Annotated in this window: 16 protein-coding genes and 2 pseudogenes; 8 read left to right on the top strand and 10 right to left on the bottom strand. The window is 74.1% G+C overall.

Going from position 1 to position 21,832, the window contains the following annotated elements; translation table 11 throughout:
* The first annotated feature begins 83 nt into the window (after positions 1-83).
* The 4 genes and pseudogenes from LG396_RS01435 to LG396_RS01420 all read left to right on the top strand — a co-directional run.
* Complete coding sequence (locus tag LG396_RS01435; protein ID WP_225793247.1) at positions 84-500, top strand: ATP-binding protein; 417 nt, start codon at positions 84-86, stop codon at positions 498-500.
* A gap of 344 nt (positions 501-844) precedes the next feature.
* Entirely contained in the window at positions 845-1,120 is a 276-nt protein-coding gene (locus LG396_RS01430) for a hypothetical protein (protein WP_225793246.1), read from the top strand.
* 1,168 nt (positions 1,121-2,288) lie between these two features.
* Positions 2,289-2,498: pseudogene (locus LG396_RS01425) on the top strand (NUDIX hydrolase); the annotation flags it as partial.
* Positions 2,497-2,721: pseudogene (locus LG396_RS01420) on the top strand (IS256 family transposase); the annotation flags it as partial. The pseudogenes LG396_RS01425 and LG396_RS01420, both read left to right, overlap by 2 nt.
* Before the next feature lie 35 nt (positions 2,722-2,756).
* Here the strand turns inward: LG396_RS01420 and LG396_RS01415 are convergent.
* The 4 genes from LG396_RS01415 to LG396_RS01400 form a co-directional block, all read right to left on the bottom strand.
* Entirely contained in the window at positions 2,757-3,323 is a 567-nt protein-coding gene (locus tag LG396_RS01415; RefSeq protein ID WP_225793245.1) for a GNAT family N-acetyltransferase, read from the bottom strand.
* A gap of 74 nt (positions 3,324-3,397) precedes the next feature.
* Positions 3,398-4,336 carry a MerR family transcriptional regulator gene (locus LG396_RS01410; RefSeq protein ID WP_225793244.1) on the bottom strand — a complete coding sequence of 313 codons (939 nt, stop codon included), beginning with the start codon at positions 4,334-4,336 and terminating at the stop codon, positions 3,398-3,400.
* Positions 4,337-4,478: 142 nt separating this feature from the next.
* Positions 4,479-4,991, bottom strand: a complete 513-nt coding sequence (locus LG396_RS01405) for a DUF1877 family protein (RefSeq protein ID WP_225793243.1) — start codon at positions 4,989-4,991, stop codon at positions 4,479-4,481.
* A gap of 37 nt (positions 4,992-5,028) precedes the next feature.
* Positions 5,029-6,114 carry a methyltransferase domain-containing protein gene (locus LG396_RS01400; protein ID WP_225793242.1) on the bottom strand — a complete coding sequence of 362 codons (1,086 nt, stop codon included), beginning with the start codon at positions 6,112-6,114 and terminating at the stop codon, positions 5,029-5,031.
* Positions 6,115-6,320: 206 nt separating this feature from the next.
* Here LG396_RS01400 and LG396_RS01395 point away from each other — a divergent pair, with 206 nt between their 5' ends.
* Both LG396_RS01395 and LG396_RS01390 read left to right on the top strand, forming a co-directional pair.
* Positions 6,321-6,920, top strand: coding sequence for a DinB family protein (locus LG396_RS01395; RefSeq protein ID WP_225793241.1), 600 nt, complete (start codon positions 6,321-6,323; stop codon positions 6,918-6,920).
* 281 nt (positions 6,921-7,201) lie between these two features.
* On the top strand, positions 7,202-7,633 hold the full coding sequence (locus LG396_RS01390; RefSeq protein WP_018836474.1) for a helix-turn-helix domain-containing protein: 432 nt from the start codon (positions 7,202-7,204) through the stop codon (positions 7,631-7,633).
* A 110-nt stretch (positions 7,634-7,743) separates the two neighbouring features.
* Here the strand turns inward: LG396_RS01390 and LG396_RS01385 are convergent, their stop codons facing one another.
* Both LG396_RS01385 and LG396_RS01380 read right to left on the bottom strand, forming a co-directional pair.
* On the bottom strand, positions 7,744-8,340 hold the full coding sequence (locus LG396_RS01385) for a ClpP family protease (RefSeq protein ID WP_037751597.1): 597 nt from the start codon (positions 8,338-8,340) through the stop codon (positions 7,744-7,746).
* 2 nt (positions 8,341-8,342) lie between these two features.
* Entirely contained in the window at positions 8,343-9,008 is a 666-nt protein-coding gene (locus tag LG396_RS01380) for a ClpP family protease (protein ID WP_225793240.1), read from the bottom strand.
* Between the two features lie 797 nt (positions 9,009-9,805).
* Between LG396_RS01380 and LG396_RS01375 the strand changes: the two genes are divergently transcribed.
* Positions 9,806-16,513, top strand: coding sequence for a PAS domain-containing protein (locus LG396_RS01375; protein WP_225793239.1), 6,708 nt, complete (start codon positions 9,806-9,808; stop codon positions 16,511-16,513).
* Between the two features lie 156 nt (positions 16,514-16,669).
* Here the strand turns inward: LG396_RS01375 and LG396_RS01370 are convergent, their stop codons facing one another.
* The 4 genes from LG396_RS01370 to LG396_RS01355 form a co-directional block, all read right to left on the bottom strand.
* Entirely contained in the window at positions 16,670-18,322 is a 1,653-nt protein-coding gene (locus LG396_RS01370; RefSeq protein ID WP_225793238.1) for a long-chain fatty acid--CoA ligase, read from the bottom strand.
* Between the two features lie 111 nt (positions 18,323-18,433).
* Positions 18,434-18,994 carry a SigE family RNA polymerase sigma factor gene (locus LG396_RS01365; protein ID WP_018836469.1) on the bottom strand — a complete coding sequence of 187 codons (561 nt, stop codon included), beginning with the start codon at positions 18,992-18,994 and terminating at the stop codon, positions 18,434-18,436.
* A 135-nt stretch (positions 18,995-19,129) separates the two neighbouring features.
* Positions 19,130-20,086, bottom strand: a complete 957-nt coding sequence (locus tag LG396_RS01360) for a glycoside hydrolase domain-containing protein (protein ID WP_225793237.1) — start codon at positions 20,084-20,086, stop codon at positions 19,130-19,132.
* Between the two features lie 252 nt (positions 20,087-20,338).
* Complete coding sequence (locus tag LG396_RS01355; protein WP_027741491.1) at positions 20,339-20,641, bottom strand: hypothetical protein; 303 nt, start codon at positions 20,639-20,641, stop codon at positions 20,339-20,341.
* A 220-nt stretch (positions 20,642-20,861) separates the two neighbouring features.
* Between LG396_RS01355 and LG396_RS01350 the strand changes: the two genes are divergently transcribed.
* Positions 20,862-21,734, top strand: a complete 873-nt coding sequence (locus LG396_RS01350; RefSeq protein WP_225793236.1) for a bifunctional DNA primase/polymerase — start codon at positions 20,862-20,864, stop codon at positions 21,732-21,734.
* Positions 21,735-21,832: the final 98 nt, after the last annotated feature.

Genomic DNA, 21,832 nt, shown 5'->3' with positions numbered 1-21,832 from the left:
CATGCCGCTTGCATGGACGGCCAGCGCCCCGGCGACCGCACGACCGGCTCCGTGGCTTGGCCGACCTGAGGAAGCGGACCGACATGCCGCAACGCACGACGCGAGATCGTCCCAACGGCTGCCCACGGCACAGCAAGACCCTCCCACGCGAACCCGAAAGCGCCGCCATCGCCCGGCGCCTGGTCCGCGCGGCGCTCGCTGACTGGGGCCTGGAGAACTTGGCGGACGACGGCACCGTGGTCGTCTCCGAACTGGTGACGAACGCGATCCAGTACGCACGGCGAGAGTCCATCCGCGTCACGGTGGAGTGGGCGGATGCGGAGTGCGTACGCGTAGGCGTCGTGGACTTCTCCCAAGCACCCCCGGTGAAGAGGACGTCAGCCCTTGAGGAAGAGAGCGGGCGCGGACTCGCCCTCGTGGGCGAACTGGCCGAGGCCTGGGGCACCCAGTTGCTGCCTTGGGGCAAGCGGGTGTGGGCGGACCTGGCGGGTCGGGAATGACCGCGGAAGAGCGCCGGTGCTGGGCAGGCGAGATGAGCCGTGACGAGGGCACCAGCCGGCACGGAGCCGCTGAGTCTGTGGGTGGCGGCGAGACGGAACCCCACAAGGTAGCTGCGGCAGAAGGGGACACCCACGGCTGTGGACTCACGCTCGGCTCATCGCTCGGCCGCCGGGTGGAAGTGAACGGGGGACGACGCGGGCTGCGCGGTCATGGCCGACCTGGACGCCGGCACGACAGAGCCAGAGCCGCAACCGGCGGCCAGCGTGAGGCCGAGCACGCAGAGGCGGCACCAATGAGCCAGCGAACTCCTCCGGAGCCGCGTTGGTTTCACTGCGAGTGCCACGTGGACGAGCGCCGGTCAGGCATCTTCGACGCCCACAGCACAGGCGAGGCACTGCGCTGGCTCAAGGCCACGCTGATGATGGTCGCCATCAGCATGGACGAGGAGCCCTACCGCCAGGCCCGCGATTGGATCGAACACGGCCAGGACGAGGCGACTCGCGACCTGTCGCAGGGCCAGCCCCACACGCTCACGCTGAAGCAGGGCACGATGCACGCGACGTGGACAGTCACGCCCGTGCCCTACCTCCCACCGCCGCAGGCAGACACCAGCATGTAAGCCCCACGCGTAACAACCTTCTCTACCACTTCAAGGGCGGCCCGCTGCCGCGGACCGCCGCGCGGCCCGGCCCCCCGGGCCGCCGCTCCTGTCTCCGCCCCGCTCCGGCCCGGTCCGCCGGCCCGCAACGGGAGGCGAGCCTGCTCAAGAGAAACGACTCATGGCGGGTCCGGTCGGCTCCGCGGCTTTGGGCAGCCACCATGGGGCGGGGCCCTAAGATCATGGGGCCACATCGGCCCATTACGGGCAGGTCCACAACCAGCCCGATCGCGGGTCAGCTTAAGGCCCCATGATCTCCCACCCATGGCAGCTCCCGCCCAAAGCCGCTCCACCGACCTACCGCTGACGGGGCTATGCGTCCTTCGCTGGGGAACCCGGGCATGAGCCGGGGAAGGAACGCTGGAACCTTATTGGGTAGGGCATTGACTAGTGAGTCGAATCATCTTGAATAGAGCATTGATTGGCTATTTGAATCATCTTGAATAGAGCGTCGATAGCGAGTCGCTTCTATTGGATAGATCATTGATTGATGATTCGAGTCGGGGCGCCGGGTGCGAGGTCTAGCGCAGCGATTTCGGCTCTGACCTCGAAGCTTGCAGGATTCCTCTTGGCGGTGCAGAATTTCGCCTGCCCGGCGTCAGGGTGCTTTATTGCTGAGGCCACCCGCGTGGTTGTCGAGTCCGCCGCGGGTGGCCGAGGCCCCTACCATTCGATAGACGGGAGCCGTCCCCATTATGCGACAGCGAATCAAAGACGAACAGCCACCGAGCTCACTGAGGCTGACAGTTCCTACGAGCACCGCCGTGATCGTCGCTTGTGCGGTGAGCCTCATGGGGGGGCGTGCTCATCGGCAACGAGCAGGCAGCATCGGCGGACGGGCCATCGTGCGTCGACGGCCCGCAGTACAGCAGCGAAGTACCGCAACCTCGTGGACCGGCCCCGACCGGCAGTGTCCGGGGAGGATCGGCCGAGGGCCAGCCTGCCCCTCGCTGACCGATCCACATAGAGCTACGGATCAGAAGGTTGCAGGTTCGAATCCTGCCGAGCGCGCACAGGTAGAAGCCCCGCAGACACATCTGCGGGGCTTTTCGCATGCCGCACGGCGACACCGTCACCGGCACGGCCGAGGGGACCGAGGACCGTGAGTACCGCAGAGCGCCCCCACTCCGTGAGCGTCGCCGGAGGCATCGTCGACGACGAGGGCCTCGCCTTGCTCATCCAGCGCCGTGGCAACGGCCAGTAGGAGCCGCCCGGCGTAGTCCTGGAGCACGGGGAGACGGTGTCGGAGGGGCTTCAGCGGGAGGTCTTGGAGGAGACGGGGCTGACGATCGCCCTCCCCGTCGCCCTCACCGGTGTGCACAAGAACATGACTGGGCTGGATCCATCTGCGGGCCACGAATTCCATCGAGTCGACGTTCGCCGCCGTGCGGTTGCGGACCAAGGTGACGAAGGGTGCCGGCAGCCGGGTCGCCGGGCTGGCGATGGTTCTTTAAATGGTCGAGTCGGCCCAGGTCCGCCAGCGGGCTGTGGACGCGCCCCACCTGGGCGCTCCGGTCCGTGCCGGGACCCGCCTCGAACGCCGCGAGACCGTCTCGGCGTGAGCAGCCTCAGCCGATCCGCGCAAGCCGGGAGGGTCTCAGGCGCTCGTGCGCCGTGTGTGCAGGTGGCCGTCGCGGGGGAAGGCGGGTGGTGCCGCTGGCAGGGTGGTGTTGAAGTTGTAGCGGCTCTTTTGTGCAACCCGGCACGATGCCAGGTTGTCGACCTGGTGCAGGAGTTCGAGACGCTCCAGCCCGTCGGCTTTGAAGGTGTCGAAGGCCCAGTTGGTGAGTGCCTCCAGAGCGCGGGAGGCCACTCCCCGCCCGCGAGCGTGTGCCGCGGTCCAGTAGCCCACTTCGGCCGCCGGTTTGCCGGCGGCGACTTCCTTGAGGACCACGTTGCCCAGCAACTGTTCGCGAACTGAGCCGGGTTGTGTCTCAAGGACGGCGAAGCCGAACCGGTTCCCCGCTGCCCAGCCCTGCTGCTGCGCCTGCACCCAGCGTGCCCCGTCGGCATCGTCGTCCACGACGGAGTTCGCCCACTGGCGCAGTGCGGGATCCCGGCTCACCTCGACCAGTGCGGCAACGTCCTCCATACGCCAGGGGCGAAGAACGAGAGCGGGAGAGACCGGCGACGCGGCCGCCTGAAGTACGACCGGGGCATTCATGAACCCATCATGTGCGGCGGCGTTCTCACCTGGCGCCAGCCGCGTCCGGTCCATGCCGCCTTGCGACCGCACCGTCATCGCTGTGTCCGGACGCGCAGAGCCTGGACGGACCAATCGAACACTGGAGCCAGACTCTCCGGGGCCGGCCAGCCGTTGACCACTGCGAGCAGCTGGAGGTATCGCTCCCTGCGCGGGTCGTTCACGCTCTCCAGCCGAGTCGCCAGTCGGCGGCGGAGCTCGACGTCGTCGGGGCGGCCGAGGAGGTGCGCGTAGTACGCCGTGAACTCCGCGACGATCGGATCGGCCTGGGGCGAGGCCGGGTCGATGCCTGCGGTCAGGGCCGGGCCGGCCTGGTCGCGGACGGCTGCGGCGATGTCACGGCGCGGGCCCGTCATGCCGCTTCGGGCCTGCTCGGCTGCCTGGTCCTCGGTCATCCGCCGCACCATGGTGCGGAAATCCGGGTCCAGGGACATTTCGGCCAACTCCACCCACGCCTGGACCTGCTCTGCCTCCGGGTCGTCGGGCAACTCGGGGGTCATCGAGCGCATGACCCCCGCGAATGCGGGGGCGGCGTCAAGACCGCCGAAGACGGCGTCGAGGAAATCGCCGATCAGACGTCGGCGTTCGTCCTCGGAAAGCTGGGCCAGCCGGTGCATGAGTTCCGTCTCCTCAGGTGTGGACCCGCGCTCGGCCACCGCCGTCAGCACCGCGCGTCGCAGGCGCAGGACGCGGATCTGCACTGCCAGTGCTTCGGCGTGCGCCGCGGCGACCTCGGGGAGCGAGAGCTCGCGGTCCACGACCTTGCGGATCGTGGGAAGGTCCAGTCCCAGCTCGCGCAGCGTCCGCACGAGGTCCAGGCGTGCGACGGCGTCGATGCTGTAAAGGCGGTAGCCGGCCGGGCTGCGGTCCGTCGGCGCCACGATTCCGCGATCGGAGTAGAACCGAATGGTCTTGACCGTGAGACCGGTCCGCCGAGCTAGTTCGCCGATCGAGTAGAGCGTGTCGCCGTCCATGACCCCACCTTTATGTCTCCCCCTGGTGGAGACTCAAGTCCCTTCGCCTGCCAGCAGGAAACCACTCCTCATCCACACGTCTTGACAATTCTTCGTTGCTCTCGCCTGCGTGGAGCTTCGCTTGCTGTGTGGTGCGTCAAGGTCAGTCCACCCAGGTGAGGATGGCTTGGTTGCGTTGGCTGGCTGTGTTGTAGAAGTCGCGCAGTGCTGTGAAGTGCCGGGTCAGGTAGGCGCGGGGGTGGGTGTCCTTCCACTCGAAGCCGCAGGCTTGGGCTGCCTCCTTGGCGTCCTGGGGGAGGTGGGTGAGGGTCTGGTGCAGGTCGATGGTGTTGAGTGCTTCGGCGAGCTTGGCCACCGCCGCTGGACTGTGCAGCGCCGGCGGGGCGTCGAAGCCGTCGTGGACCTCCCGGTGATCGAGGAATTCCACACCCCCCGCGTCCCCCTCGATGCTTCGCTGGAGTGTGTCTCGGTGGTCCGCGTCCGTCTCGGATCCGCCGCAGAACCGGATCAAGCCCCAGATCGCCCAGTCCAGGTCCAACGTGTCCTCGTCCGGCGGGTCCCACTGCGGATCGCCGTCGGGCGCGGCCGCGGCGGTCCTGCGGCACTGTTCCAGGTATTCCGGACTCACCCGGGCGAGTTGCTGTGTCAGGGCCATGCGCACATTATCGGCTCCGGGGGTGAATGGTTTCGCTTTATCTCGGCTTTTCCTTTTCCAGTTTGATCAGGTACGTGGGGGTGCCTGACAGGTGTATGCGCTGGGTGTGCGTGGGGAGGAGGCCCGCCTCTATGGCTGGGGACACGGGGGTTGGGGTGGGGAGGAGGAGTACTGCTGTGCCCGTGGGGGTGAGGAGGCGGGTCAGTTCCCTCCACCAGGCCGTCGGGACTTTCGCCAGGCTCGCCTTCACCTCCACCTGCGTGCCCCACGGCGGGTTGCACACGATGCGGTCGACCGTCCCGTTCGGGAGGGGGAGTCTGCCTGCGTCTCCTCGTTGGATACGGATGCGGTCCAGCGACGCCGTCGTCCTGTTCGCGCGGGCCGCCTCCAGTGCCGTCGGGTCGATGTCGTAGCCCCGGTAGCGCCCCGCCTCCGGGTGCGCCAGTGCCGCCTCGATGAGCAGGGTGCCCGCGCCGCAGCAGGGGTCGAGGACCGTGTGGCCCGGGCCGATGTCCGCCAGCCTCGTCATCGCCGCCGCCAGCGGCGGGTGCAGGCTCCCCGGTACGGTCGACTGCTTGTACGGGCGGCGGTGGAGCGGGCGCGGCGTGACGCGGAGCAGCAGTGTTGCCCGGGTGCCGTCCAGCGTCAGACGCCACGGCGCGTAGTCCGGCGGGGGCGCTCCCTGCGTACGCCGTGGGTGGTACGGCACCTTCAACCGCGCCGCCAACGCGTCGCCGACCGCGTCCTCCGCGTCGTACCTGTTGAAGCTCCGCCTCCCCAGGAACGACGCCGACACCTCCACCCCCGGTGGCCTCTCGGTGGTGGCGAGAACGGTGCGGTGGCGGAGGAGTTCCTCCGGGTCGGCTTCCCTCACCAGTGCCGCGAGCTCCGGCAAGCCCGCCTTCGTCCTCCCCACGTCCCTTCCCCTCGCCCCCAGCAGGAACACGTCGTCCGCCGTCCGCAGCCCCGTGACCCCCGTGTCGTACGGGCGCCAGGCCCGGAAGTGCACGGAGCGGTGTCCGATCGCGGTGATGCTGCCCAGTTCGCGCTGCAGGATCTCGGTCGCCAACTGCGGCTCCAGGCCGCGCGCGCACCGAGCGACGAAATGTACGTCGTCGCGCATGTTGTCTTCTTCTCCCACGCCAAGGCCCGGGACGGCGCCACGCCGCCCCGCCTCGTCGGCGACGGGTCGTCCTCGCCTCGCCGACGGCGCCTAGCGCAGGTGGAAGAAGTACATGCCCTCGATCCTACGGGCCCGCCCCCGGTGCCCCGGGCGAGCGCGGGGGGCCCATCCCCTGGTGCGCTGCCGTGCAGTGCCATGCTTTGCGCATGGCCGACACCGATCCCAAGGCGGACCTCCACCGCTACCTCCAGGCCGCCCGCGACGCGCTGCTGTGGAAGCTCGACGGGCTCTCCGAGTACGAGGTACGGCGGCCGCTGACGCCCACCGCGACCAACCTGCTGGGGCTCGTCAAGCACCTGATCGGCTGCGAGACCGTCTACTTCGGCGACACCTTCGGCCGCCCCTTCGGCGAGTCCGTGCCCTGGCTCGACGGCGCCGACGCCGAGGTGCCCAACGTCGACATGTGGGCCACCGCCGACGAGTCCCGCGAGTACATCGTCCAGCTCTACGGGCGCGTCTGCGCCCACTCCGACGTCACCATCGGGGACTTCGCGCTGGACGACCTCGGCCGCGTGCCCCACTGGCCCGACGACCGGGCCGAGGTGTCCCTGCACCGGGTACTCGTCCACATGCTCGCCGAGACCCACCGGCACGCCGGACACGCCGACATCGTCCGTGAGCTGGTCGACGGCGCCGCCGGGCTGCGGCGGGGCAACGAGAACCTGGCCGACGGCGACCGCGCCTGGTGGGAGTCCTACCGGCGGCGCGTCGAAGACGCCGCCCGGGAGGCTCAGGGGCGGCAGTGAGCCGGCCGGCCGGCCCGGGTGGGTCCCGGGGGGTCCTGTGGGGTCCTGTCGGAGTCCAGTCGGGTTCTGGCCGGTGGGTCCGGGTCCGGTGGGGTTCCGACCCGGTGGGGTTCGGGGGCCGGTGGCCTTCGGGCTGAGGGTTCCTGCTGAGGGTGTTCCCTCCCGTGGGTCTCCACTGTTCCTGCTGGTTCCCGTCCTCCGCCGCGTTCGCCTTCGGCGATTCTGCCGTAGGCAGATCGCCCACCCCTTCCCTCCTCCCCTCACCCGCCTACGCTGGGAACGTGACCGACCACGCGCCCAACCGCCACGCCCGCGTCCTCCCCCTGCGCCCTCCCGGGTCCGAGGCGACCGACGGGCGCGAGCCCCTCTGGCGGCAGGTCGTCGGGGGTGTGCTGCGGCGGGAGCGGTTGGCCCAGGAGCGTACGTTGAAGGACGTCGCCGACGCCGCGCGGATCTCCATGCCGTACCTCTCCGAGGTCGAACGCGGCCTGAAGGAGGCCTCGTCCGAGGTCCTCGCCGCCGCCGCGCAGGCCCTCGGGCTGCGCCTCGCCGACCTGCTCGTGCTCGTGCACGGCGAGATCATCCGCCTCTCCGCCGTACGCGACCGGGAGCGGGACCGCGAGCGGGGCCGGCAGACGGCCGCCGGCCTCTCCTCCGTCACCGAGCTGCCCACCAGCCGTTCGCGCCCCGGCGACGTGCGGCTCGCCGCCTGAGCCGACCGGCATCCGGCCCGCCGCCAGCCCGCCCGCCGCCAGCCCGCCCGTAGTCGGCCGCGGGTACGGCGGCCCCCGTCCCGCCGTACCCGGCCGCGTCCCCGGCTCCGTCACAGTTCGCGTTTGCTGATCACCTGGTCCGCCAGCCCGTACGCCACCGCCTCCGCCGCCGTGAACACCTTGTCCCGGTCCGTGTCCGCGCGCAGCGTCGCCACCTCGTGCCCCGTGTGCCGCGCCAGCACGTCCTCCATCTGCGTCCGGATCCGCAGGATCTCCTTCGCCTCCAGGCTCAGGTCCGACACCGTCCCGCGCCGCACGCCGCTCGCCGGCTGGCCCAGCAGCACCCGCGCGTGCTCCAGTACGAAGCGGCGCCCCTTCTCCCCGCCCGCGAGCAGCACCGCCGCGGTCGACGCCGCCTGCCCCACGCAGAACGTGGAGATGGGGGCGCCGACGAACGTCATCGTGTCGTAGATCGCCATCAGCGAGGTGTACGAGCCGCCCGGCGAGTTGATGTAGATCGAGATCTCGGTGCCGGGGCTCGCCGACTCCAGGTGGAGGAGCTGGGCGATGACGACGTTCGCGACGCCGTCGTCGATCTCGGTGCCGAGGAAGATGATCCGCTCCGAGAGCAGCCGGCTGTAGATGTCGTACGCGCGCTCGCCGTGCGCGGTGCGCTCGACGACGTTCGGGATCGTGTACTGGCTCATGGTCACAGCCCCATCCGTCGCTTCGAACCTGCCGGGCGGATGTCGGCGAGCGACTCGACGACCTGGTCGACCATCCCGTACTCCTTCGCCTGCTCCGCCGTGAACCACCTGTCGCGGTCGCCGTCGCGCGAGATCGTCGCCTGGTCCTGGCCGGTGTGCTCGGCGAGGAGGCGTTCCATGAGCGTCTTGCTGTATTCGAGGTTGTCCGCCTGGATCTCGATGTCGGCCGCGCTGCCGCCGATGCCGGCGGAGGGCTGGTGCATCATGATCCGCGCGTGCGGGAGCGCGAAGCGCTTGCCCTTGCTGCCGACCGTGAGCAGGAACTGCCCCATGCTGGCGGCGAAGCCCATGGCGAGCGTGGCCACGTCGTTGGGGATCAGCCGCATCGTGTCGTAGATGGCGAGGCCGGCGTGGACGGAGCCGCCGGGGCTGTTGACGTAGAGCGCGATGTCGGTGCGCGGGTCCTCGGCGGAGAGGAGCAGGAGCTGCGCGCAGATGCGGTTGGCGGAGGCGTCGGTGACCTCGGTGCCGAGGAGGACGATGCGCTGGCCGAGGAGTTGGGCGGCCAGGTGGTCGTCGAACCTCGACGGGGGCGGTGTGCCCTCTTCTTCCTCGGCGCGCGGGGTCAGAACCGACGGCCGGGCTGTGGTGCGGGGCGGTGGTGTCATCGTGCCTCCCTCGTGGCTTGCACTGCTTCCTGTTTCCACAGTCGGCGCGAGGCGGCGCAAAGGGGAGGGATCTTTGCCCCGGGCAGATTCGCCCTGGGCAGAGGAGCGGATCAGGATCTTGTGTCCGGCCGGTGAAGAAACTGCCGACCGACCGACGTCAGGCCCGGTGGTGCGGAGGGTGGTGCGCAGGCGGTGGTCGCCGCCCGTGGGAACGAAGCGGCGGAGGTGGGTGCGCGCCGGGGGCGTACGGGAGTGCGCGTCGGGGTGCGTACCGGAGCGCGTACGGGAGTGCGTTCCCCGGCTTCCGGAGCGCTTTCCGCGGTGCGCCCCCGCGCCTCCGGGGCGGGGCCGCGGCGGCGCCACGGCGGTGCCGCGGCGGCTTTCGGGGCTGCCGGGATCGTCGCGCCCCGTCCTCCCGGCGCCCGTCCCCCGGTTCCGTTCTTCACGTACTCTGCCGCCTGTGCCGGGCAGTTGAGGGCCCGGGGCCGCACCCGTGCCCCGTGCCCCCCGTTTCCACCCCGCGTCCCGTACGACCTGCCCGTGCTGTCGGCGGACCGCACGACACCCGGGCGCCCCCGGCCGCTCCCCGGCGGAACCCGGCGGAGATGTGGTGGCGGCGTGACGATTCTCATCCGCCGTCCCCCGGGCAACGGGGGACCGTAGAATCCTCTCGTGGCACGGCCACCGGCGCGCACGGGGCGCGTACGGGCCCGCAGAAGGGCGCGTACGACAGGCGCGACGGCGTGAGGGCCGGCCGCGGAGCACAGCAAGAACGGTCGTCGAGGAGGAAGTTCGTCGTGAGCAGCAGGCCATCCCGAGGCGCTGCTCGCCTCGCCGCCATACTCGACGCACTCCCCGACGCGCTGCTCCTCGTCGACACCAACGGCACCGTCGTCGCCGCGAACCGCGTCGCGCTGGAGACCTTCGAGCGGCCCGGCGCCGCCGTCGTGGGCCGCGGGCTGCTCGACCTGCTGCCGGACTTCGACCCGCAGCTCATCCCCGGTTCCATGCGCCGCCCCCGCGGCGACTCCACGGGGTCCGTCGCGCCCGACGCGGGGATGCGCGCCGAGGAGCGTACGAAGCCCCTGCGCATGGCCGCCCGCCGCACCGACGGCAGCGGCTTCCCCGCCGAGGTCACCAGCGCGGACCTGGAGGACGGCCCCGGCGGCGAGTCCCCGTACGCGCCCGGGCACCACTACACGGGCGACGAGCTGCTCATGCTCGTCGTACGGGACCTCACGGGCTCGGCGGAGATCGAGGCGGAGCTGCACCGGCAGCGCCGGCAGACCGAGATGATCCTGCGCGCCGCCGCCGAGGGCATCGTCGGTACGGACACCACCGGCAAGGTCGTCCTCGTCAACCCCTCCGCCGCGCAGATCCTCGGCTACCGCGCCAGCGAACTCGGCGGCGCCGACCTCCACCCCCTCATCCACCACTCCCGCCCCGACGGCACCCCCCTGCCGTACGAGGAGACCCCCATCGCGGACACCCTGCGCTCGGGGCGCAAGCACCGCGTACGCGGCCAGGTGCTGTGGGGCAGCGACGGCCAGCCGGTACCGGTGGACATGACGACCGCCCCGGTGCGCGACGGCGACCAACTCGTCGGCGCCGTCCTCGCCTTCACCGACCGGCGGCGGCGCGACGCGCTGGAGGCGCGGCTCGCGCAGTTGCAGGCGGTGCTCGCCGTCGCGCTGCGCAGCCCGCTCGACACCCTGCGGGCGGAGCTGAACACCCTCGTCGACGACCCGGCCGGGCAGCTCTGGCCGGAGGCCAACCAGACGCTGCGGCACCTCTCCGCCGGGTACGGGCGGATGACCGCGCTCATCGACGGCGTCCTCAACTTCCAGCGGCTGGACTCCGGCAAGGAGCGGCTGGTGGTGGAGACGGTGAACGTCGAGGACGTGGTGCACGCTGCGACCGAGGGTGCGGACGAGCTGATCGGCCCCGGGCGGGCGCAGTTCGTGGTGCACGCGCCGCAGTTGGAGATCGAGGCGGACGGGCGGTGGCTGGCGCTGGCGCTGGCACACCTGATCGCGGAGGTCGCGGGGGTCGACGCCACGGGGCAGCGGACGGCGGGGGCGTCGGACGCGCCGGTGGTGGTGGCGGCGGCCCGCCGCGGGGATGTGGTGCGGATAGAGGTGCAGGGTCCGCGGGGGGTCGGTGCTCCGGGTACTGCTGGTGCTTCCGGTTCTCGTGGTGCGGGCGGGGCGGGTGCGGCGGGTTCGGTGCACGAGCCGCTGGCGCGGGGGGTCGCCCTCCTGCACGGCGGGATCCTGCAGACGCACGAGGTGCCGGGGCAGAGCGGCGGCGCGTACCTGCTGGAGGTTCCGGTACAGGCCGCCGGGCCGGCGGCGCGGGCCGCGCGGGCGCGCGACACGTCGGGGCGCGGGCGGGACACGGGGAACGAGACGACGGTGATGCCCGGCGCGGAGGCACCGGCGCGGGGGAGTGCGTCGAGGGGCGCGGGGGCCTCGGGTGCGGCTGCGGGCGGTTCCGGGGCGGCCGGCGGGGCTGTGATGTCGGCGGGGATGTCGGCCGGCGACTCGGGCGAGTTGGTCGGGCCCGGAGGCATGGGCGGGCCCGGTACGGCTGCCGGTGCTGCCGGGGATTCGGCGGGTGTCGGGGCCGAGGGCGGTACGGCCGGGGGCGGGGCCTCCGGTGGTGAGACTTCCGGCGGCGGGACTTCCGGTGGCGGGACTTCCGGTGGTGGGCGTACGGGCGGTGGGCGGCGGCGACGCGCTGCTCCCGCCGCGGAGTCCGGTGACGGAGCGGGGACACCCCCGCGCGGTACGGGCGTTGGCGGTACGGGTACGGGCCGGCGCCGGCGCGGAGCGACACCGGCCGCGGGGGTGCCGGCGGCAGCCGGGGGGCCCGCGGAGGGCGTTGCGGCGGCGGGGTCGGCGCCGGGGCACGGTGCGGATCGTTCTGCGGATGGCGGCGCGGACGGCGGTGCGGGGCACGGCGGTGCGGGTGCGGGAGGCGGTCGCCGGGCCGGTGCGGCGGAGGCCGGTGGGCCGGCGGGTGTCCAGGAGCCGGGTCGTACGCCGGGGCACGGTACGCCGCAGGCTGCGGCGGCGCCCGAGGCGGCCGGCGGCGTCGCCGGGCAGGCGGCTCCCGGTGGCCCGACGCCGGTGCACGGCGCGAACGGGACCAGTGGACACCGGCGCCGCGCGGTGCCGGATGACGGGCAGGGCGCGTACGACGGCGGGAGTGGTGTGCCGGCGCCGGGTGACGGCGCGGACGGTGCGCAGGACGGTGTACCGGGCGGAGTGCCGGGCGATGTCGGCGCCGCGGCCGGCGGTACGGGCGATGCCGGGGAGTCCGGCGTCGTGGACACCGGCGCCGCGGCGGTCGGGCACGCCCTCCCCGGTACGCAGGGTCGCGGCCGTCGTCGGCGGCCCGTGGGCCAGGGCCCGGGCAGCCAGGCGCAGCAGGACCGCACGGAGTCGGGCGAGCCCACGACGGGCGGCCGGCGCCGCCCCGTGGGCCGCGGTCCGGCGGGGCCCGAGGGACCGGGTGGGCCCGGGTCCGGCGGGCAGGGCGGCCGTGGCGGCCCGGACGCGCAGGGCGGACTCGGCGAGCCGGGCGGCTTCGAGGGGCAGGGCGCCCCGGGCGGTCCCGGCGGGCCGGGTGCGCACCACGGGCCGGGCGGCCCGGGAGGGCCGGAGGGCCGCGGTGGCGCCCGAGGGCGCGGCGGCCAGGGCGCGTACGACGGTGAGGGCGGGCCCGAGGGCCACGGCGGCCCGGGTGGTGCCGGTGGCCCGGGGGGTGCCGGAGGTCGAGGCGTACCCGGAGGGCCGGGAGAGAACGGCGGGCAGATCGGACCGGGTGGGCCGGAGGGCCAGGGCGGTCCGGGCGGCGCCGGTGGTCACGGCGGGCGCGGGGGTCCGGGTGGACCCGGTGGACGCGGCACCGGCGGGCAGGGCGGGCCCGGTGGACCCGTTGGTCCGGGCGGGCGCGGCGGGCAGAGCGGCCCGGGCGGGCCCGGCCCGCAGGGTGCCTACGACGGTCCCGGTGGGCCGGGCGGACCCGGTGGGCCGGTTGGTCCGGGCGGGCGCGGGGGACACGGGCCCGGCGGGCAGGGTGCTTACGACGGCCCCGGTGGACCGGAAGGTTACGGCGGGCCGGGCAGGCAAGGCGGTCCGGGCGGCGCCGCTGGTCCCGGTGGTCCGGGCGGACCCGGTGGGCCCGGTGGGCCGGCAGGTCACGGCGGCCCGAGCGGGCACGACGGGCCCAACGGTCCGGGTGGGCCCGGCGGGCAGGGCGGTCCGTATGACGGGCCCGGCGGGTCCCGCGGGCCCGGCGGGTATGACGGGCCGGGTGGGCCCGAGGGTCCTGACGACCCCATGAGTCCCGGCGGTCCGATGAGTCCGGGAGGTCCCGGTGGTCCGACCGGGCCCGGTGGGCCCGGCGGCCCCGGTGGTCCCGGTGGGCAGGCGGGCCCCGGCGGGCCCGGCGGCCCGGTCGGTCCCGCCGCGTCCGGTGGGCCCGGTGGACGGGTCGGCCCGGCCGGGCCCGGTCCGGTGGGGCCCGGCGGCCCCACCGCGCACACCGGCACCGGCGCGCACATGGGCCCCGGCGGTCCGGCAGAGCCCGTGGACCGTACGGGCCACGCCCCCGGCGGCGCCGAGCCGCTGGGACCCGGCGGGTACGACGAGGACGCGCCCGCGTTCACCACGGGCCCCGGCGAGTACGACGACGCCGGCCCCGGAACGCCCCGTAGAGGGCAGACGCCCGCCGGGCACCCCAGGCCCGGCTACACCGCGGGCCCGGGCGAGTACGACGCCCCGGCGGCGCCCGGTCGCGGCCCGGCCGCCCGGCGGGACGACCGCGACGGCTACGCGGACCCCGACGGCCCCGTCGGCGAGTACGGCGACTCCGCCGCGCCCGGCCCCCGCACGCGGGGCAACCCGGGCGCGTACGCCGGCCGGGGTGACCCCGGCGACCCCGGCGACCCGGCCACAGGCGAGTACGGCGACGACCCGGCGGTTCCCGGCCACGGCCGGTCCCGTACGCGGGGCAACCCCGGCCGCGCCCAGGCGGCGCAGGGCGACCCCGACGTGCCGGCGGCCGCCGGCGACTACGACGACCCGGGGCAGCACCGGGGCGGCAACCCGCGCGGGCGCTCCGGCCCCGGCGGCTACGACGACCCCGCGACCGCCGGGCAGTTGGAGCCCGCCGACCCCGCCGGGCGCCGGCCCGCCGCGGGCCAGCCCGCGGCTCTCCCCCCGGCGCAGAACTCCGCGGCGCCGCAACTGCCCCAGGGCACCGCCGACTCCGCTGTACGCAACGCGCCCGGCACACCCGTGCCCCCCGCCGGCGTCGGGCCGGCCCAGCCGCAGCACCCCACCGGCCGTCGCCGCCGCCCCGGTCCTCCCGCCGAGGAGCCGGACACCGGCCCGTACCCGCACTCCCAGACCCCCGGCGGCTACGACGACGCCCCGCCGCCCTACGCCGCCCCCGGCCCGCGCCGGGCCACCGGCCGCCCCGTGCAGGACCCGGACACCGGCCCCTACCCCCACGACGGCAACCGCGCCCCCGCCACCGGCGACGACACGGGCGAAGTCCGCACCGTACGCACCTCGCAGACCCCGCACCCCGCCCACGGCACTCCGGACGGCCCGCAGCCCCGGCGCGGCAACCCCGCCCCGGCCGTCCCCGCCCAGCACGACCCCCGTATCCAGGGCGACGGCCGCGCCCAGAACCCCCGCGCCCAGCACGACCCCCGAACGCAAGGCGACCACCGCACCCAGGGCGACCCCCGCACCCAAGGCGGCAACGTCCCCCGGCAGCCCGGCCCGCAGGCCCCCGCCGCTCAGGCCCCCGCGCAACCCGCCGCCGCCCAGGCCCCCGGCGCCGGCCCCCACACGTCCGGGCACGCCCCCGCGCCCGTGGACCCGCGGCACGAGATGCAGACCCCGGCCCGCGGCGTCGACCCGCGCCAGGCCGCGGCGAACGCCCCCCGCACCCCCGCGCAGGACGCCCCGCCCGCGGCCCCGGCCCCGCCGCGGCCCGGCTCCGCGCCCACCTCCTCCACCCGCGGCGGCGCCACCCGCTTCGCACGCTCCGCGGCGACCCCCGCGATGCCGGCACTGCCGTCGCAGCAGTCGGGCCCCATCAGCGTGCGCACCCTCGGCCAGGGCGTCGCCTACGTGGACCAGCCCTCCGGCCGCCCCTCCCAGGACGGCCCGCCCTCCCAAGGCGGCCAGGGACCGAACCCCCCTCAGGACGCCGCACCCCAGACCAGCGACGGCCAGGGCACCTCAGGTGGGCAGGAAGTCCGGGGCGTCCACGGCCAACACGGCACCCCCACCGGCAACACGGGCAACACGGGCAACACCGGCGCCCACCCCACCCACGATCCGCACGACCCCTACGACCCCGCCCACGACTCCGCGTACGACCCGTACGCCGCCGCCGGCGACCCCGCGCACGCGCCCACCCACGAGCCGTACGACTCCGCCGACGAGCACACCGGCGGTCGCCGGCGCCGCCTCGGCGCCGGCAGCCCCGCTGACGGCACGCCCCCGCAAGGCACCCACGCACCGCACGCCCAGCACCCCCACCACCCCCAGCCCCCGCAGCAGCCCGCCCCGCCCCACCGGCCCGCGCCGCGCCCCGGCACCGCCGCCCGGCGGGACGCCATCGGACGCGCCTTCGCCATAGGGGCGCCCGACGCCTCCGCCGCCGAGGGCCCCGAGCCGCTCGACGGGCGCCACGGCGTGATCGAGGTCGCCGCGCAGGACCCCGAGACGACCCCGCTGCGGCTCGACGACGAGATGCCGCCCGAGCCGCTGGACAACCCGCGCCGGCTGCTCGTCTGGCCCGAGCCCGACGCCGCCACGCAGCAGGCGCTGACCGCGCGCAACTACCGCCCCGTCGTGGTCCACTCCCGCGAGGAGCTGGACGCGCAGATCTCCGTGTCCCCCGCCGGCCTCTTCGTGGACCCGCTGACCGGCCCGATCACGCGCACCGCGCTGCAGTCGCTGCGCAAGGCGGCGGTGGCGGCGTCCGTACCGGTGCTGGTGACCGCCGGACTCGGGCAGGCGACGCGGGAGGCGGCGTACGGGGCGGACCCGGCGGTGCTCCTGAAGGCGCTGGCGCCGCGCGACAGCGAGCAGCACCCGCCGCGCGTGCTCCTCTTCGAGGAGAACCCCGACATCGCGGACGCGCTGGCGGCGACGCTGGAGCGGCGCGGGATGCAGGTCATGCACGCCACGTCGGACGAGGCGGCGGTGGACCTCGCGACGCGCTTCCGGCCGAACCTGGTCGTGATGGACCTGATGCGGATCCGCCGCCGGCGTACGGGCATCGTGGACTGGCTGAACGCGAACGGGATGCTCAACCGGATGCCGATGGTGGTCTACACGGCCGTGGACATCAACCGCGCCGAACTGCCGCGGCTGCGCTCGGGGGAGACGGTGCTGTTCCTGGCGGAGCGGTCGACGAGCGCGGAGGTGCAGAACCGAATCGTCGACCTGCTGGCGAAGATCGGCACGACGTAGCCCGCAGCCGGCAGAGGCCTCACGGCGTACCACCGGCACGGCGTACCACCGCACGGTGCAGGACCGGCACGACGCAAACCGCACCGCCCGGGACCGCACAGCGCAAGCGGCACGGGGCCGGCCAGAGCCCCGTGCCGCCTCACATCCGCGCCCCGCTCACAACTGCGTCACCGTCAACTCCCCGTCCGCGTACCGCCTCCGCAGCACCTTCTTGTCGAACTTCCCCACGCTCGTCTTCGGCACCTCACCGATCCGCGCCCACCGCTCCGGGAGCTGCCACTTCGCGATCCGCTCCCCCAGATACAGCCGCAGTTCCTCATACGTCACGTCCGCGCCCTCCCGCACCACCACCGCCGCCAGCGGCCGTTCCTCCCACTTCTCGTCCGGTACGGCGATGACCGCCGCCTCCGCGACGTCGGGGTGGGCCATCAGGTGGTTCTCCAGCTCCATCGACGAGATCCACTCGCCGCCGGACTTGATGACGTCCTTCGACCGGTCCGTCAGCGTCAGATAGCCGTCGGCCGTGATCGTGCCGACGTCGCCGGTGCGCAGCCAGCCGTCCTCGCTGAACTTGTCGTCCGGCCGGAACGGCTCCCCGTCCGCGCCGCCGTAGTACGCGCCCGTGATCCACGGCCCGCGTACCTCCAGCTCCCCCGCCGACTCCCCGTCCTTCGGCAGCAGGTTCCCGTCCGGGCCGCGCAGCCGCGCCTCGACGGTCGCGGGGAAGCGCCCCTGCTTCAGCCGGTACGGGTACTCCTCCGCCGGTTCGAGCCCCGGCGGCGGGTGCGCGATGCAGCCCAGCGGCGAGGTCTCCGTCATGCCCCACGCCTGGACGACGCGGATGCCGTGCCGCTCCTGGAAGCCCTTCATGAGCTGGGCCGGGCAGGCGGAGCCGCCGATGATGGCGGTGCGCAGGGAGGAGACGTCGCGGGGGTGGGCGTCGAGTTCGTTGAGCAGGGCCTGCCAGATGGTGGGGACGGCGCCGCTGATGGTGGGCCGGCAGGTCTCCATCATCTCGGCGATCGGGCCGGGCTGGAGGAAGCGGTCGGGCATCAGCAGGGACGTACCGGCCATGAAGGCGGCGTGCGGCAGGCCCCAGGCGTTGACGTGGAACATCGGCACGATCGGCAGCGCGAGGTCGTGGACCGTGATGCCGAAGGACTCGGCGGCCAGCACGCCGAGGGAGTGCAGGTAGACGGAGCGGTGGCTGTAGAGGGTGCCCTTGGGGTCGCCGGTGGTGCCGGAGGTGTAGCAGAGGGCGGCGGCCTCGCGTTCGTCGAGGACGGCCCAGTCGTACGACTCGGGGCGGCCGGCGAGGAGTTCGTCGTAGTCGTGGACGGCGGCGTGGGTGCCGTCGAGGAGCGAGCGGTCGCCGGGGCCGGCGACGACGACATGCTCGACGGCCGGGAGCTGCGGGAGCAGCGGGGCGAGGAGGGGGAGGAGCGTGCCGTTGGTGAGGATGACGCGGTCGCGGGCGTGGTTGATGATCCAGACGAGCTGGCGCGGGTCGAGGCGCAGGTTGAGGGTGTGGAGTACGGAGCCCATGGCGGGCAGCGCGAGGTACGCCTCGAGGTGCTCGGCGTTGTTCCACATGAGGGTGCCGACGGGCTCCTGCTGCCGTACGCCCAGCTCGTCGCGGAGGGCGTGCGCGAGCTGCGCGGCGCGGGCGCCGACTTCGGCGTAGGTCCTGGTCCGGGGCGGCTCGCCGGATCCGGTCCAGGTGAGGACCCGCGCGGAGCCGTGGACGGTCGAACCGTGGGTCACGATCCGCGAGATGGTCAGCGGTACGTCCTGCATCGTGCTCAGCACGGAGGGCCTCCCGGGGGTCAGACACGCAGAGACACGCAGCGGCTACGCGCCAGTAGACGGTGGCGCTGATTCTGCTGGTGACCGGGCCCCTTGTCACTACCTCGGGAAGACCTACGCCGCCTGCGCCATCTCCCCCAGCCCCGTGTCCTCCCGGAGCTTCGCGAGCGCCCGCGAGACCGCGCTCTTCACCGTCCCGACCGACACCCCCAGCACGGCCGCCGTCTGCGCCTCGCTCAGGTCCTCGTAGTACCGCAGCACCACCATCGCCCGCTGCCGCTCCGGCAGCCGCAGCACCGCGCGCCACATCGCGTCGCGCATCGCCTGGTGCTCCGCCGGGTCGGGTCCCGGCACGGGGGCGGGCTCGGGGAGGTCGTCGCCCGCGGCGTACTCGTCGACGCGGCGCTTGCGCCACTGCGAGGTGCGGGTGTTGAGCAGCGCGCGGCGTACGTAGCCGTCGACGGCGCGCGGGTCCTCGATCCGGTCCCAGGCCAGGTAGGTCTGCGCCAGCGCGGTCTGCAGCAGGTCCTCGGCGTCCCACGGGCTGGTGGTCAGGGAGCGCGCGGTGCGCAGCAGCACCGGCCCCCGCAGGTGCACGTACGCCGCGAAGGTCGGCAGGGGCGGTCGCGCGGTGTCCGCCGCCGCGGGGGCGTCGGTGGTGCTGGCTGTGGACATGGCTCCACGCTAGGAGCGGTACCCGGGTCGGCGGATCGGCCGGAGGTCGCGATGCTGGCTCCACCCGAGGGAGTAGGTGCCGAGCCGGCCGGACCTCCCGTAGGTGGAGGTACGGCCGGCCGACCCTTCGGGGTACTACGTCCGGGGTCCCATGATCGCGACCGGCGCGTCCACGACGTCGCGGTCGATGACCATCCGCTTGCCGCCGTGCCGCTCCCCGACCATGCCTACGTACTGGTGGAGCCGGCGGTGCGGCCGCCAGGCGGCGGGGTCGACGCGCGGCTCACCGTACAGCGAAGGACTGGTGCGCCAGCGGGCCACCCAGATCATGGACGGCAGGCCGTCCAGTCCGGCGCGGCGGGCCTGCTCGATCACGCGGATGCCCGAGTTCGCGCTGCTGTAGAGCCCGGGGAACCAGCCGAGGCGGCGCACCTCCTTGTTCCACGCGCGGATGTACGCGAGCGTCGTGCGCTCGCAGGCCGTGGGGCCGCGGAAGTGCTCGATGTCGAGGTAGACGGCGCTGCGCGCGGCCATGCCGAGCGCGCGGGCGCTGCGCACGGCGTCGCGGGCCTCGGCGCGGGCCTGGCCGCGGGGGCGGGCGGGGTCGATGCGTACGTGGTGCTTGTTGGCGGCGGTGACGCAGGGGGACTGGGAGCCGACGTAGAGGGGGAGTACGCGCCAGCCCGTGCGGTGGACGTCGCGGAGCCAGGAGGCGGTGAGGTTCGGCTGCTCGGCGCAGGCGCGGCCGCGGCCGGCGTAGTAGACGCCGACGGCGCGGTAGGGGGAGGCGCGCCAGGCGGACATGGCGGCGCGGGAGGGGGTGTGGCAGGTGTCGAAGGCCCGGCCGCGGAAGACGTGGGCGCCGAGGTCGCGGGGGTCGCGGAGGTCTTCGGGTACGGAGCCGGGGGCGGCGGCGGCCGGGGCGGCGGGGGCGGCGGCGGGGGCAGCGGCGGGGCGGTCGGCGGGGCGGTCGGCGGGGCTCGGGGCGGCGGCGGTGGGGCTGCCGGTGAGTGCACCTGCGAACACGGCGAGGGCGGCGGCGAGGGTGCCGGGACGGCGGCGGGAGGGGCGGCGGCGGGGCTCGGGGGGCATGCCGAGCAGTGAACGGCGCGGGCGGGCGGGGCGGCCGGTGCGACACGCGGGGGTGGGCCGTCCGGAGGGGGAGGGAGGCCCGTACGCGGGAGGGGACCGCACCCGCACCCGCACCCGCACCCGCGAAAACGACCGGCCCGCCCGCCCAGGAGTCGACGAGCCCCCGCCCCGCCCGCACACGCGACCGCGCGGCCGCACCGTGCCGGGGCGGCCGCGCGGCCATCCCCATGAGCACCCCGAACTGCGTGAGCCTTACCAGAGGTTGGTGAAGACGACCACGGTGTCCGACTGGTCGACGGCGTTGCCGAAGCCCTGGACGTTGGCGGTGTTGGACTCGTTGTATCCGCCGCCGTTGTTGACCTGCTGGGTCTGGGCGTTGTTGCCGTAGTTGTCGTCACCGACGCCGCCGAGCTGGCCGACGATCGCGGAGTGGGAGTCGTCGTTGGCGAACGCCCCGGCCCCGTTGTCCGCCTGTGCGACCCCTCCGAAGAGCGCGACAGCGAGCGGCAGTGAAGCTGCCGCGGCCAAGATACGGGCCGTGCGAGTGCGTGCCATCTGCTTCCTCCTATGTAACGGAAGACGGTTCCGTGGCCGGGGCCGGCCGGGACTCCGGCCGCCCTCCGGCGGTTTGCGACGTCGCGAAAGCATCGTTGCCCATGGAACCCGGCTCTATCGCGCGCCGATGCCCATTTCCCCCGCAGGCATGATCGGCGCCGGGTAAACCCGCACAGGCGTGACACTTTCGCGTATCGAACACTTGTACGAGACTGGAGGCATGGACAGCTCCGTACACAGCCATGCCCTCACCGCCGCGCTGGCAGCCGCCCGCCGCGGCCTGCCCGTCTTCCCGCTGTCCCGCGCGAAACAGCCCGCGGTCCGCTCCCCGCACCACGCGGACTGGCCGCGGGTGCCCTGCCGCGGGGAGTGCGGGCGCATCGGCCACGGCGTGTACGACGCGACGACCGACACCGACGCGATACACACCCTCTTCGCCGCCGCCCCGTGGGCCACGGGGTACGGAATCGCCTGCGGCCGGCCGCCGCATCACCTGATCGGGCTGGACCTCGACGTGAAATCGGGGGCGGACGCGCCGCGGGTGTTCGAGTCGCTGCTCGTCGCGCGGGGGATCGTGCTGCCGCCGACGGTGGTGATCCTCACCCCCGGCGGCGGCCGCCACATCTGGCTCACCGGCCACTCCGAGCACACCGTCCCCAACTCGGTGGGCCGGCTGGCGCCCGGCGTCGACATCCGCGGGGCGGGCGGGTACCTGGCGGGCCCCGGCTCACGCACCCTGCACGGCACGTACCGCCTGGCCCCCCGCTCGGCCCGCGCCCCGGCGCCGGCCCCCCGGGCGCTGCTCCGCCTCCTCACCCCGCCCCCGCCGGAGCCCCCGCCCCCACCACCGCCGCCCGACGCCGGCCACCCCCCGGCGGCGGAACGCCGCCCGGACGCCCTGATCCGCTTCGTCGCCGCCTCCCACCCGGGCGAACGCAACGCCCGCCTGTTCTGGGCGGCCTGCCGCGCGTACGAGACGGGCCACGGCGGGGAGGTGGCGGAGGCGCTGATCCGCGCGGCGATGGCGACGGGCCTGCCGCAGCGCGAGGCGACGGCGACGGTGGCTTCGGCGGCGAGGCACATGCCGCGGTGACGCAGGAACGCAGGGAGCACAGGGACGCGGGGGACACCGGAACCGCCGAGAAGCCCCAGGCCACAGAACCCGAGAAAATAATCCCGGAGCCGGGCCCG

Source organism: Streptomyces aculeolatus, assembly GCF_020400605.1.
GTDB lineage: Bacteria > Actinomycetota > Actinomycetes > Streptomycetales > Streptomycetaceae > Streptomyces > Streptomyces aculeolatus.
This window is presented reverse-complemented; position numbering and strand designations above follow the sequence as displayed.

What these genes read in the sequence shown, in the direction of transcription:
- LG396_RS01360 (WP_225793237.1), bottom strand. Translation starts at nt 20,086, where the DNA reads ATGCCCCCCGAGCCCCGCCGCCGCCCCTCCCGCCGCCGTCCCGGCACC.
- LG396_RS01435 (WP_225793247.1), top strand. Translation starts at nt 84, where the DNA reads ATGCCGCAACGCACGACGCGAGATCGTCCCAACGGCTGCCCACGGCAC.
- LG396_RS01410 (WP_225793244.1), bottom strand. Translation starts at nt 4,336, where the DNA reads ATGGACGGCGACACGCTCTACTCGATCGGCGAACTAGCTCGGCGGACC.
- LG396_RS01365 (WP_018836469.1), bottom strand. Translation starts at nt 18,994, where the DNA reads ATGTCCACAGCCAGCACCACCGACGCCCCCGCGGCGGCGGACACCGCG.
- LG396_RS01405 (WP_225793243.1), bottom strand. Translation starts at nt 4,991, where the DNA reads ATGGCCCTGACACAGCAACTCGCCCGGGTGAGTCCGGAATACCTGGAA.
- LG396_RS01400 (WP_225793242.1), bottom strand. Translation starts at nt 6,114, where the DNA reads ATGCGCGACGACGTACATTTCGTCGCTCGGTGCGCGCGCGGCCTGGAG.
- LG396_RS01415 (WP_225793245.1), bottom strand. Translation starts at nt 3,323, where the DNA reads ATGAATGCCCCGGTCGTACTTCAGGCGGCCGCGTCGCCGGTCTCTCCC.
- LG396_RS01355 (WP_027741491.1), bottom strand. Translation starts at nt 20,641, where the DNA reads ATGGCACGCACTCGCACGGCCCGTATCTTGGCCGCGGCAGCTTCACTG.
- LG396_RS01385 (WP_037751597.1), bottom strand. Translation starts at nt 8,340, where the DNA reads ATGAGCCAGTACACGATCCCGAACGTCGTCGAGCGCACCGCGCACGGC.
- LG396_RS01395 (WP_225793241.1), top strand. Translation starts at nt 6,321, where the DNA reads ATGGCCGACACCGATCCCAAGGCGGACCTCCACCGCTACCTCCAGGCC.
- LG396_RS01380 (WP_225793240.1), bottom strand. Translation starts at nt 9,008, where the DNA reads ATGACACCACCGCCCCGCACCACAGCCCGGCCGTCGGTTCTGACCCCG.
- LG396_RS01350 (WP_225793236.1), top strand. Translation starts at nt 20,862, where the DNA reads ATGGACAGCTCCGTACACAGCCATGCCCTCACCGCCGCGCTGGCAGCC.